Below are 12,517 nucleotides of genomic sequence, written 5' to 3'. Positions count from 1 at the left end.
GGGAGGTGTAAACGGGCGATGGCGCGTTATTTGATCAGTAAATTTATATTTATGCTTATTTCTTTGCTCATTCTGATCTCTGCGACGTTCTTTCTGATGAAGGCAATTCCAGGTAACCCTTTCATGAGCGAAAGAGCGACGTCTCCTGAGATTCAAGCCCGATTAATGGAACAGTATGGGTTGGATAAGCCTGTATATGTACAATATTTTAAATACTTAGGTGATATTGTTACGGGTGATTTTGGTATTTCTATGAAAAAATTGAATCAAAATGTGAGCGACATTATTGGACAGACCTTCATGGTATCACTAAAGTTAGGTCTAGTCGCAATTATTGTTTCCATTATTGTCGGTATTTTACTAGGTATGCTGGCGGCTTTGTACCATCGTAGACTCATTGATACCGTGGCGATGATATTGGCAATTCTGGGTATTGCCGTTCCCAGCTTCGTTCTGGCATCATTAATTCAGTTCTTTTTTGCTCAAAAGTTGGAATTGTTTAACGTTATGGGCTTCGAGGGCCCAATGGACTACGTTCTGCCTGTTGCGGCTTTGTCTGCTCAACCAATTGCATTTATTGCACGATTGACGCGTTCCAGTATGATAGAAGTACTGCATGCAGATTATATCAAGACGGCCAAAGCTAAAGGCTTGAAATCCATTACGATCATGTTCAAACACGTTGTGCGGAATGCTATTTTGCCAGTTGTTACCTACGTAGGTCCAATGACAGCGAATATTATTACAGGATCTGTGGTTATTGAACGGATTTTCGGGATTGGCGGTATTGGTAAAGTGTTTGTGGAAAGTATCACAAGCCGTGATTACACCATGATTATGGGCATAACGATTTTTTACGGTGTTTTGCTTATGTTAGCGCGTTTTATTACAGATGTCGCGTATGGGTTTATTGATCCTCGGATTAAGCTGTCCGGCGGGAAGGAGGGGTAACTTTATGTCTGTGAAAGACAATGCTGTGAATTTGGATAAACTTCAGGTGAAACCGGAAGATTTCCAAAAAATAGGGGTCGATGAAAAGCAGTCTGAAGTTATTCAGCGAGAAAGCTTATCTGCTTGGCGCGATGCCTGGGAACGACTTCGTAAAAACAAGGTTGCAATGACTAGCTTGATTGTTTTAGTTCTGATTGTGCTTTTTTCTTTAATAGGTCCGATATTGTCACCCTATAATTATTACTCTAATGATTTACTGAGCACGAATCTGCCACCTTCTGCGGAGCATTGGTTCGGTACGGATGATCTTGGACGTGATATGTTTGTCCGTACATGGATGGGAGCACGGATTTCCTTGACGATAGGCCTGGCTGCAGCTTTGATTGATTTGCTGATTGGTGTTATTTATGGTGGAATTATGGGTTACTTTGGTGGCCGCGTTGATGAAATCATGAATAAATTTTCTGAAATCTTGTACTCCATTCCTTACTTGCTTGTTACGATCCTGTTGCTGGTTGTACTGGAGCCAAGTATCACTACAATTATTATTGCGCTCTGTGTAACGGGGTGGATTAACATGTCGTGGATTGTACGTGGTGAAATGCTGCAACTTAAAAACCGAGAATTCGTACTTGCTTCCCGTTCAATGGGTGCTGGAGCAGGTCGTTTGCTTTTCCGTCACCTCTTGCCTAATGCAGTAGGTCCGATCATCGTTACATTGACGTTGAGCGTTCCGACCGCTATTTTTTCCGAAGCTTTCCTGAGCTTCCTCGGTTTAGGGGTACCGAATCCAGAGGCATCGCTGGGTTCAATGATTGAATCAGCTCTGACCGGGTGGATGTATTATCCGTGGCGGATGCTTTTCCCAGCAGGTTTGATCAGTTTGATTATGCTTGCGTTCAACCTTTTTGGCGACGGCTTGCGTGATGCGCTTGATCCGAAGTTGAAGAAATAGGAGGTGAGATCATGGTGAGTAGCAACAATTTAATTGAGGTTGAAGGTCTTAAAAAGTATTTTAATGTTGGCAAAAACCGTGTGCTCAAAGCGGTGGACAACCTGAATTTCTATATTCGTGAGGGTGAAACGCTGGGTATGGTTGGCGAATCCGGTTGTGGTAAATCTACAGCGGGTCGTACTATTTTGCGCTTGTATGAACCTACAGCAGGTAGCGTACGTTTTAACGGCACAGATATTTACAAATTATCACCGGGTAAAATGAAAGCAATGCGTCGTGATATGCAGATGATCTTTCAAGATCCGTATGCGTCATTGAACCCGCGTTTTACCGTGTCTGATATTATTGGTGAGGCACTGGATATTCACAATATGGCAGGTAGCCGTGCAGAACGTAAAAAACGGATTGAGGAGTTACTTGATCTGGTTGGTTTGAACCCTGACCATGCAACACGCTATCCGCATGAGTTTTCTGGTGGCCAACGTCAACGGATCGGTATTGCCCGTGCATTGGCTGTTAATCCTAAGTTCATCATTTGTGATGAGCCGATTTCAGCGCTTGACGTATCCATTCAGGCTCAAGTTGTCAACCTGTTAAAAGAGCTTCAAGAACGTCTGGGCCTGACGTACCTGTTCATTGCGCATGATCTGTCGATGGTCAAGCACATTAGTGATCGGGTAGCTGTAATGTATAGAGGCAGAATGGTGGAGCTTGCTGAAAGCTCTGAATTATATGCCAATCCGATTCATCCATATACGAAAATGCTTTTGTCGGCGATTCCACTTCCTGACCCGGAAGTCGAAGCCAACAAAAAACGAATTATTATGCCTGACGATCAAGGCGGACCGATTCATAACGCGTCCGATAATAAGGCAGGGGCTTATAACCTGGAAAATGCCACGCTTATCGAAGTGTCTAAAGGACATTTTGTAGCTGAACCTTACGCTTGATCTTGTTCTATATACCAACCGCCGAGTTATTCGGCGGTTTTTTTTATAGGAAGCTTTGACGTGGACATGGGCTTTCGGTACAATCAAGCAGTAAGGTTTTGGTGGAGACAGGAGGCAGACCCATGAAAATAGTTCCGGAAACGCTTCGCGGAGGGTCGGCTTTGGCAGAAGACTACATACAGGGTACAGGACGCGCAAGCGATTTGTATGAATATGATATTCTGCACGCCGATGCTTATGCCCAACGGGCGAAGTGGCTGGATAAGACGGAGCATCTGCGATTAAACCGTAAGGATGTCGTAGCATGTCTTCGTATATACAATGAGCAACACAACTCGCATGAGGCGGTTCATGCTTCATTGGACCGTTTGGAAAGTCCAGATGCTTTAGTAGTCGTTGGCGGACAGCAAAGTGGACTATTCACAGGTCCGATGCTGGTCATTTACAAAGCTGCTACGATTATTAAAGCAGCTAGAGAAGCTGAGGAACGGCTTGGACGTCCGGTTATTCCGATTTTCTGGATTGCTGGTGAAGATCATGACTGGGACGAGGTCAATCATACATACGTAATGGCGAAAGACCCGCAAGCAGTTAAAATCAAGCTGAATAAGCTGCCTGAACACCGTTCTTCAGTTAGTGCCATTAAAGTTGATACGGTTGAGTGGAAGCAAGTGATGGCGGATATAGAGCAAAGCTTGCCAGATTCAGAACATAAGACCGATATTATGCGCATGATTGGGCAAGGTTTGACAGAGTCATATGGACTAAGTGAGGCCTTTGCCAGGCTGTTGGGCCGTTTGTTTGGTGCCTATGGATTGGTGCTCATGGATTCTGCAGATCCTTTACTGCGCAAGCTGGAGGCATCCGTTTTTAGACAGTTGGTTCAGCACAATGATGAGTTGGAGACAGCGTATAAGACAACCGCTACGCGGATCGTAGACTATGGTTATCATTTACAAGCGGATGTGCATGAAGGTGGTGCGAACCTTTTTTACATTCATGAAGAGGAACGCCTGCTGCTTTTCAAAAAAGCTGGATTATTCACAGATCGACGTGGTTCGGTGACATTTACAGCAGATGAACTGCTTGAAGAGATAGATAGACACCCCGAACGTTTTAGTAACAATGTACTAACCCGTCCGCTCATGCAGGATTCACTGTTTCCGGTACTGGCATCTGTACTGGGTCTAGGAGAAATTGCCTACTGGGCGATTACACGGGACGCTTTCGGAGTGCTCGGGATGCAGATGCCGATACTGCTGCCCCGTATGTCTTTTACATTGATGGAGCCAGGCGTGGAGAAGCATATGCTTAAGTACGAACTAACTTTTGGTCAAGTTAGAGACGGGCTTGAGGAACGGAAAAAGCAATGGATTGCCACTCAAGATCAGCTTGGAATGCAGGATCAGTTTTCCGAGGCTAAGGATGCTTTTATCCGTATGTATAAACCGCTTATACAGCAGACAGGAATGATAGAGAAAGGTTTGCTACAGCTCGGAGAAACCAACTGCGAGAAAATTCTGGGGCAGATTGACTATCTGGAGGCAAAGGTGCAGGAAGCGCTGCTTCGGCAAAATGGAACAGCACTTCGCCATTGGGATCATATCGAATGGTCGCTTTTCCCATTTGGACAGCCGCAGGAGCGTGCGTATACCATCTATCATTTTCTGAACCGTTACGGTCTCGACCTGATGGATATGATTATGAACGTACCTTTGGATTTGTCGGGGACGCATCGTGTGATTTATGTATAATGATTATAAATGAATTTAACTAATATATAGGAGGAAATAACGTATGACTTCCCATTCTCTGCAAAATAGCATTATTCACGATCTTAAATTGGCCCCTGAAGGGCATTTGAAAATTGATTGGGTAGAAGCCCATATGCCGGTATTGAACCGCATACGTCAACAATTCGAGCAAGAGCAGCCTTTTGCCGGTCTGAAGGTAACGATTTGTTTACATCTGGAGGCCAAAACGGCTTATCTGGCTAAAGTGGTACAAGCAGGTGGAGCACAGGTCACCATTACGGGTAGTAACCCTTTGTCAACACAAGATGATGTTTGCGCCGCATTAGTTGAAGATGGCGTTACGGTATTGGCTAAATACAACCCAGATCCAGAGGAATTCAAGAATTTGCAAATCAAGGCACTGGAAACTAAGCCAGATCTCATTATAGATGACGGTGGCGACCTGGTTACTCTGTTGCAATCTGAACGGCCTGATCTGATTTCTACGATCCGTGGAGGAGCAGAGGAGACCACTACAGGGATTATTCGTTTGAAGGCTTTGGAAAAAGAAGGGCAGCTTCACTTTCCGATGGTGGCTGTAAATGATGCTTACTGTAAATATTTGTTCGACAACCGCTATGGTACGGGTCAGTCAGCTTTCGACGGTATTATTCGTACGACTAATCTGGTTGTGGCAGGAAGTACAGTGGTTGTGGTGGGTTATGGATGGTGTGGCAAAGGAGTTGCAATGCGTGCAAAAGGGCTGGGAGCCAACGTTGTTGTAACTGAAGTTGATCCAATCAAGGCTGTAGAAGCCCATATGGATGGTTTTCATGTATTGCCAATGGTGGAAGCTGCCAAACTGGGTGACTTCTTCATTACAGTAACTGGAAATAAAGCTGTAATTACAGGGGAGCACTTTGATGTTATGAAGGATGGAGCTGTGCTGTGTAACGCAGGGCATTTTGATGTGGAGGTTAGTAAGCCTGAGCTTGCCAAACGCTCCGAATCCATTCGCACGGTACGTCGCAATATCGAGGAATACCGCTTTAAAGATGGACGTAAAATGTATTTGCTCGCAGAAGGGCGCCTTGTGAATCTGGCTGCCGCTGACGGTCATCCTGCAGAAATTATGGATACCACATTTGCGCTTCAGGCACTCGGCTTGAAATATGTGAATGATCGTTACAACGAGCTGGGCAAAGCCGTGATTAATGTTCCTTATGAAATTGATGAGCAAGTGGCTCGATTCAAGCTTGATAGTCTGGGAATCAAGATTGATACATTAACAGAAGACCAAAAGGTCTATCTGGACAGCTGGAACGCGTAATCTATTTTTGGTCACGGTGTCTCCTGCAGAAGTGGTGCATTTTTAATGCAAGTGCTTGTATAGGTTGACACAATGGATAGAGAATAAGCCCTTTATTCCATGTTGTTTCGAAACCTGATGCATATTGTCGGGGTTCGACTTCATGGGATAAGGGGCTTTTTGGCATCTTATGACGCAGGGCTACAATAACAGACATCGTGCCATGTATCTAGAAATTATCACTTTTTCGTCATGAAAAAGAGGTCTTTGATTTTTTAAAGCGAATCTATTATGCTTAGGTGGTGGAAAGTGGGCCAAAGTGGGAGAATGGGGTAAGGGGTGACGAAACCAATGTTTATGGGGGAGTTCCAACATAGCATTGATGATAAGGGACGGCTTACTGTCCCGGCCAAGTTTCGTGAACTTCTTGGTGCCTCGTTCGTGGTTACCCGCGGGCTGGATCAATGCCTCTTCGTGTATCCCATGGATGAGTGGGCTGTTATGGAGAAAAAACTTAAAGCACTGCCTTTGATGAAGGCTGATGCGCGGGCGTTTACCCGGTTTTTTTTCTCGGGGGCGACTGAATGCGAATTGGACAAACAGGGCAGGGTAAATTTACCGGGGAATTTGTGCGAATACGCCAAGCTTACAAAAGAGTGCGTCGTATTGGGAGTGTCCACCCGGGTAGAGATTTGGAGCAAGCACACTTGGGAGCAATATTTCAACCAATCAGAAGAAGCATTTAACGACATTGCTGAGAAATTGGTTGATTTCAACTTTGAATTGTAATTTAGGAGGTCAGCCGTTTGTTTCACCACATTACCGTACTCAAGGAAGAAGCAACACAGGCACTAAACATCAGGCAGGACGGGATTTATGTGGACTGCACGTTGGGAGGGGCAGGACACAGTTCCGTCATTGCGTCACAGCTTGGCCCTGAAGGGAGGCTCATTGCCTTTGATCAGGACGACTGGGCATTGAACAATGCACGAGAGAAGCTGTCAGCCTATGAAGGGAAGATTTCATTAGTGAAATCCAACTTCCGCCACTTGCAGGACAAGCTGGCCGAACTGGGATTGCCCGAAAAAGACGGCGTCCCGCAGGTCCAGGGTATTTTGTTCGACCTGGGTGTATCCTCGCCCCAGTTCGATGAGGGGGAGCGGGGATTCAGTTACAATCATGATGCGCCGCTTGATATGCGGATGGATCAGAGCAGTTCGCTTACGGCATACGAAATTGTTAATGAATGGCCGGAAGCTGAGATCGCGCGGATCCTGTTTCAATATGGAGAAGAGAAGTTCTCCAGGCGGATCGCGAAGATCATGGTTGAACGTAGAATGAACAAGCCTATTCACACAACGGGGGAACTTGTCGATATTATCAAAGAAGGAATTCCGGCTGCGGCACGCAGAACCGGGGGACATCCGGCTAAACGCAGTTTTCAGGCTTTACGGATTGCTGTGAATGATGAGCTGGGTGCACTGGAAGATACTTTGCATCAGGCAGTAAGATGTCTGGCTCCAGGGGGCAGAATTTCGGTTATTACGTTTCATTCCTTGGAGGATCGGATATGCAAGCATATTTTCAAGGAGTATTTGGCGAAAAGCATCTATCCATCTGATTTGCCGATTCTGGATGACAAAATGGTAGGCGATCTAAAGCTGGTTAATCGTAAGCCGATTGTGGCATCAGAACAGGAATTGGAGCTTAATCCACGATCCCGGTCAGCCAAGCTGAGAGTTGCCGAAAAATTGTAAATTTAATGGAGAAGGAGAGGCGACATGGCTTATACACGCGGTAATTTGGCTGTAAAAGAAAGAGCCCGTCAGGAACAGGTTCAGCAACAACGGTATCGTGAGACCACCAAAGTCGTTACACGCCGCAGAGAGCTGCCGATTCGAGAAAAGCTGCTGTATCTCTTGACACTTGTAGCATGCATTGTCATTGCGGGGACGTTGATTGGCAGATATGCTCACATTTATCAAATTAATTATGCGATTAATACAGCCAGCAAGGACATTTCCAAATTACAGACCAATATCGCCCAATTGAAGATTCAGAAGGAACGTCTGGAGAATCAGATTGTGCCGACTGCGAAGGAACAGGGATATATCGAACCAACAAGAGAGCCCATTCGTGTGGAAAAGCAGGCTGCCAATTAGTTCAGAGCATAGCATCAAGCTATGCTCTGACGTATATTTTTTTGCAGAGAGGTTTGAGCTATGGTCAAAAGAATAAAGCTTCGCACACTGCTGATAGGGGGATGTATTACCCTCTTTTTTCTTGTTCTGCTACTTAAGGTATTTTGGATTCAAGTCGTGAGCGGGGAATATTGGCATAATCAGGTGGTTAAACAGATAGAAAGAGACCAGGTGATTCAGCCCAAGCGTGGAACCATAATGGACCGTAAAGGGAATGTACTAGCTACGGATGCACCGGCTTACACAGTGGTTGTCAATCCTAGCATCATTCAGGAGTATGATCTGGAGAATGAGGTTGTAGCCAAGCTGCATCAGCTACTCAAAACGCCTGAAGATGAGCTGAGAAGACATCTATCTGCAAAGGATAAAGAGGGTAACTATTTAAAAAACCGTGAGATTCGTAATGGAGGCTGGAAGGTAGACCCTGAGGTGAAAACACAGGTCGATACGTTCAAAGAGTATTTGAAGGATAAGTATGAGGTAGTTGGAGCTGTGGACACTGTTCAGGAATCCAAACGCTATTATCCGGAAAATAAGCTGGCTTCTCATATCCTTGGCTATCAACGAAAAGATGGTACTGCAGGTATGGGATTGGAAGCTTATTACAATAAAGAGCTCTCTGGCACGGCTGGAAAGCTTCTGTATCAGCGGGATCGAAAGGGAGTTCCTCTTCAGGGATCGGAAAGTGTCTACGAGCCGGCACAAAATGGTAAAAATTTAAAGCTGACGGTTGACGATACGATTCAGTATTATATAGAGGATGCCATGCAAGAAGCTATTGCAAAATATAATCCCAAAACGATGACTGTGGTAGCGGCCGATCCTAAAACAATGGATGTTCTCGGGATGGCGACTTATCCGAATTTTAATCCCAATACATATGGGAGTACCCCTTTGGAAAATTTCCGTAATAATGCTACTCAGTCTATCTACGAACCGGGCTCCACGTTTAAGATAGTAACCTTGGCTGCTGCGGTCCAAGAAAAGGTATTTAATCCGAATGAGACCTACCAATCTGGTATGATTCGCGTCGGAGGCTGGGATATTCGTGACGTAAGCCGTAACTGGGGAACGTTAACCTATCTGCAAGGGGTCAAGCGTTCAAGTAACGTGGGTTTCGTCCATCTGGGGCTGAATAAGTTGGGTGGCGAAAGGCTGAAGAAATATATCAATAGCTTTGGATTCGGTGTGAAAACAGGCATCGATCTTCCAAGTGAGTCTACCGGAGCTATTACATTCCATACCCAGTACAAATCCGAAGTCGCGACGGCTGCATATGGACACGGACGTGTTCAGGTAACGCCAATTCAGCAAGTGGCAGCGATCTCGGCAATTGCTAACGGTGGGAAGTTGATGCAGCCTCATCTGGTGAAGGAAATTATAAACCCAGATACAGGCGAAGTGCAGACGATTCAACCGAAGGAAGTCCGCCGAGTGATTACTCAGGAATCTGCAGCTCAGACAAGCAGCTATCTGGAGCAGGTCGTGTCTGACCAAGAAATTGGTACGGGACGTCTTGCTTATATCGACGGGTACCGTGTTGCTGGTAAAACAGGGACGGCGACGAAAGTCGTCGGAAAAGTTTACGATCATTCGAAGGATGTCGTGTCTTTTATTGGTTTTGCACCAGTAAATGATCCGAAAATAGCTGTCTTGGTTGTTATGGATGAACCTAACAAATCGGTAGGCGGCGGTACAGCAGCAGCACCTGTGTTTAAAAAAATCGTGTCCCAATCGCTGCAATATATGGGGGTTCCCAAAACAGGAACCAAAACGAATAAATCAGGTGAATCTGCAGTAAAAACGGTGAATTTGCCAACGATACCACAATTAACAGGCCAAGTGAAGAAGGATGCGCAAAATGCATTGCTCAAACAGGGGATTGCTTACGAAACGGTAGGTAAAGGCTCCAAAATTGTTCGTCAGTATCCTGAAGCAGGCGTCAAAATGAAACCAGGACAGCGCATTTATTTGCTGACTGAGGATAGTGCCAACATGACGATTCCCGATTTTACAGGTGTCTCGTTGCGTGACACACTTCAAGTTCTGACGCTTATGAAGGTTGGTGTTCAGGTAAGCGGTGAAGGGTATGTTGTCTCTCAAAAGGCACAAATGGTAAATGGCAAGCGGGTCGTCAGTGTTACGCTTCAGCCGGCCAAAGAAACAGTGACCGGAGTGAAGCCGGAGGAAACACAGGATTCGACCACTGGAGTTGCAGTTAACGAGACTGGTAATGCAACGAAAACGGAGGCTGATACTAAAACCAAAACCGATACTACTGCGGATACTGAAACAAATGCGGGAACTCCTAAGGGAGGGATATCTGCTGTAGCAGATGAAAAAAGTGCTGCCGCGATTAAAGGCCAAGATAACTGATAGCTTGTTCTAATGTCCGTTCTTTTGAATATTCATGAGGTAAGACATGTCATGAGTATTTGAGGAACGGAGGGGGCGCGTTTGAAAAAATCTAACGTGACCATGCGGCGTAGGCTGGTATGGGGGCTACTGGGATTGTTTGTATTGTTTGCGGCCTTGTCGATCCGGCTCGCCTATGTTCAATTGGGTAAAGGAGGCGAGCTCTCAGCCAAGGCTGAGGATTCGTGGCGCCGCAATATTCCTTTTGCCGCCAAGCGTGGCGAAATTTTGGATCGGCAGGGTACTGCGCTGACCTATAATGTCAGTTCGCCGACTGTCATGGCGATACCAGTACAGATTAAGGAGCCGGAAGAAACGGCACGCAGGCTGGCGCCCTTGCTAGATATGAGTGAGGATAAAGTGCTCAAGCTGATTACCAAACGAACAGCAAGCCAAAAACTTCAGCCCGGCGGACGAAAAATTACGATGGAGAAAGCCCAGAAAATTCGTGATTTGAAGCTGCCGGGTATCGTTGTTGCTGAAGACAACAAACGTTATTATCCTTATGGTGATCTAGCGGCTCATATTCTTGGATTTACCGGAATTGATAATCAAGGGCTGACAGGTGTAGAGAAGCAGCAAAACAGCAAGCTTCGAGGAATCGATGGAAGCATCGCGTATTTATCAGACGCAGGTGGCCGCCTGATGCCTGGTTCTTCTGAAAAGTACATTGAACCGAAGGATGGACTGAATTTACAATTAACCATTGATAAATCGGTGCAATCCATTATGGAACGGGAGCTTGACCAAGCCATGGTCAAATTTCAGGCGAAATCCGCGCTGTCTATTGCGATGAACCCCAAGACGGGTGAAATATTAGGCATGGCTGGACGACCAAGCTATGAGCCAGCGCTTTACAAGCAATATGCGCCTGAAATTTATAATCGAAATCTGCCAATTTGGATGACATATGAACCTGGTTCTACTTTTAAAATTATTACACTGGCCGCTGCCTTGGAAGAAAAGAAGGTTAATCTTAAAAATGACCGTTTCTTTGATCCGGGATATATTGAAGTCGGTGGAGCACGCCTGCGTTGTTGGAAAAAAGGCGGGCATGGCAGCCAAACCTTTCTTCAAGTGGTGGAGAATTCATGCAATCCCGGTTTTGTAACGTTGGGGCAACGTCTGGGCAAAGAAACACTGTTCAAGTACATTCGCAATTTCGGCTTCGGCAGCAAAACAGGAATTGACATGATTGGTGAGGGCAATGGCATTTTGTTCAAGCTACCTCAGGTCGGACCTGTAGAGCTAGCTACTACGGCATTTGGTCAAGGGGTATCTGTCACTCCAATTCAGCAGGTTACGGCTGTGTCGGCAGCAATCAATGGTGGCAATCTTTATAAGCCTCACATCACAAAAGGCTGGATTCAGCCCGAAACCGGCAAGGTTCTAGAAAAAGTGGAGCCGGAATTGGTGCGTAGAGTTGTTTCAGAGGACACTTCTCGACAGGTAAGGGAAGCGCTGGAAAGTGTTGTAGCTAAAGGTACAGGTCGTCCTGCCTTTATTGAGGGTTACCGGGTTGGAGGTAAAACGGGTACAGCACAAAAAGTAATTAACGGACGTTATTCTTCCTCGGAGCATATTGTATCCTTTATTGGTTTTGCTCCGGCGGATGATCCGCAAATCGTCGTCTATACTGCTGTCGATAACCCGAAAGGAATTCAATTCGGCGGTGTGGTTGCTGCGCCAATCGTGCAAAATATTTTAAAGGATGCACTGATTGCCTTGAAAATACCGCCTCGTACCAATCAAATTGCCAAAGAGTACAAGTATGGGGAAAAACCGATCGAAACGGTACCTGATCTAGTAGGTGCCACTGCAGCTGATTTATACGAAGATATGAATATGAACTTTATGCTCGTGAAATCTGGGTCAGGCAAGACGGTCATAAGTCAGGCACCGAAGCCAGGCTCTCGATTGGAACGAGGATCAACGATCCGTATATATATGGGGGATTGATAGGTTCTTTTTATACCATACTATGAATAACGAGAGAGCAATGG

General features: G+C 45.7%; 10 protein-coding genes. All 10 read left to right on the top strand.

The window, feature by feature from the left end; translation table 11 throughout:
- The first annotated feature begins 18 nt into the window (after positions 1 to 18).
- Positions 19 to 951 (top strand): ABC transporter permease, encoded by a 933-nt coding sequence (locus EGM68_RS16865; RefSeq protein WP_013372103.1) that lies wholly within the window; start codon positions 19 to 21, stop codon positions 949 to 951.
- Between the two features lie 4 nt (positions 952 to 955).
- Positions 956 to 1,906 carry an ABC transporter permease gene (locus EGM68_RS16860; protein WP_013372102.1) on the top strand — a complete coding sequence of 317 codons (951 nt, stop codon included), beginning with the start codon at positions 956 to 958 and terminating at the stop codon, positions 1,904 to 1,906.
- A gap of 11 nt (positions 1,907 to 1,917) precedes the next feature.
- The gene (locus EGM68_RS16855) at positions 1,918 to 2,856 is read left to right on the top strand and encodes an ABC transporter ATP-binding protein (RefSeq protein ID WP_016821552.1); all 939 of its coding nucleotides are present in this window, start codon (positions 1,918 to 1,920) and stop codon (positions 2,854 to 2,856) included.
- Between the two features lie 122 nt (positions 2,857 to 2,978).
- Entirely contained in the window at positions 2,979 to 4,610 is a 1,632-nt protein-coding gene (gene bshC, locus EGM68_RS16850; protein ID WP_129549618.1) for a bacillithiol biosynthesis cysteine-adding enzyme BshC, read from the top strand.
- 43 nt (positions 4,611 to 4,653) lie between these two features.
- The gene (locus EGM68_RS16845; protein ID WP_016821550.1) at positions 4,654 to 5,919 is read left to right on the top strand and encodes an adenosylhomocysteinase; all 1,266 of its coding nucleotides are present in this window, start codon (positions 4,654 to 4,656) and stop codon (positions 5,917 to 5,919) included.
- A gap of 330 nt (positions 5,920 to 6,249) precedes the next feature.
- A complete protein-coding gene (mraZ, locus tag EGM68_RS16840; protein WP_025677696.1) occupies positions 6,250 to 6,687 on the top strand; it encodes a division/cell wall cluster transcriptional repressor MraZ in 438 nt (145 codons plus the stop codon).
- A 17-nt stretch (positions 6,688 to 6,704) separates the two neighbouring features.
- A complete protein-coding gene (gene rsmH / locus EGM68_RS16835) occupies positions 6,705 to 7,655 on the top strand; it encodes a 16S rRNA (cytosine(1402)-N(4))-methyltransferase RsmH (RefSeq protein ID WP_013372098.1) in 951 nt (316 codons plus the stop codon).
- Positions 7,656 to 7,679: 24 nt separating this feature from the next.
- Positions 7,680 to 8,060 (top strand): type VI secretion system membrane subunit TssM, encoded by a 381-nt coding sequence (locus EGM68_RS16830; protein WP_129549617.1) that lies wholly within the window; start codon positions 7,680 to 7,682, stop codon positions 8,058 to 8,060.
- A gap of 60 nt (positions 8,061 to 8,120) precedes the next feature.
- Positions 8,121 to 10,475, top strand: a complete 2,355-nt coding sequence (locus tag EGM68_RS16825) for a penicillin-binding transpeptidase domain-containing protein (RefSeq protein ID WP_129549616.1) — start codon at positions 8,121 to 8,123, stop codon at positions 10,473 to 10,475.
- 81 nt (positions 10,476 to 10,556) lie between these two features.
- Positions 10,557 to 12,473 (top strand): stage V sporulation protein D, encoded by a 1,917-nt coding sequence (locus tag EGM68_RS16820; protein WP_058711727.1) that lies wholly within the window; start codon positions 10,557 to 10,559, stop codon positions 12,471 to 12,473.
- Positions 12,474 to 12,517: the final 44 nt, after the last annotated feature.

This window comes from Paenibacillus sp. M-152 (genome assembly GCF_003856555.1).
GTDB lineage: Bacteria > Bacillota > Bacilli > Paenibacillales > Paenibacillaceae > Paenibacillus > Paenibacillus polymyxa_C.
Note: the sequence above shows the minus strand (reverse complement) of the source record. Positions and strands in the feature narration are given on the sequence as shown.

What these genes read in the sequence shown, in the direction of transcription:
- EGM68_RS16865 (WP_013372103.1), top strand. Translation starts at nt 19, where the DNA reads ATGGCGCGTTATTTGATCAGTAAATTTATATTTATGCTTATTTCTTTG.
- EGM68_RS16860 (WP_013372102.1), top strand. Translation starts at nt 956, where the DNA reads ATGTCTGTGAAAGACAATGCTGTGAATTTGGATAAACTTCAGGTGAAA.
- EGM68_RS16855 (WP_016821552.1), top strand. Translation starts at nt 1,918, where the DNA reads ATGGTGAGTAGCAACAATTTAATTGAGGTTGAAGGTCTTAAAAAGTAT.
- bshC (WP_129549618.1), top strand. Translation starts at nt 2,979, where the DNA reads ATGAAAATAGTTCCGGAAACGCTTCGCGGAGGGTCGGCTTTGGCAGAA.
- EGM68_RS16845 (WP_016821550.1), top strand. Translation starts at nt 4,654, where the DNA reads ATGACTTCCCATTCTCTGCAAAATAGCATTATTCACGATCTTAAATTG.
- mraZ (WP_025677696.1), top strand. Translation starts at nt 6,250, where the DNA reads ATGTTTATGGGGGAGTTCCAACATAGCATTGATGATAAGGGACGGCTT.
- EGM68_RS16830 (WP_129549617.1), top strand. Translation starts at nt 7,680, where the DNA reads ATGGCTTATACACGCGGTAATTTGGCTGTAAAAGAAAGAGCCCGTCAG.
- EGM68_RS16825 (WP_129549616.1), top strand. Translation starts at nt 8,121, where the DNA reads ATGGTCAAAAGAATAAAGCTTCGCACACTGCTGATAGGGGGATGTATT.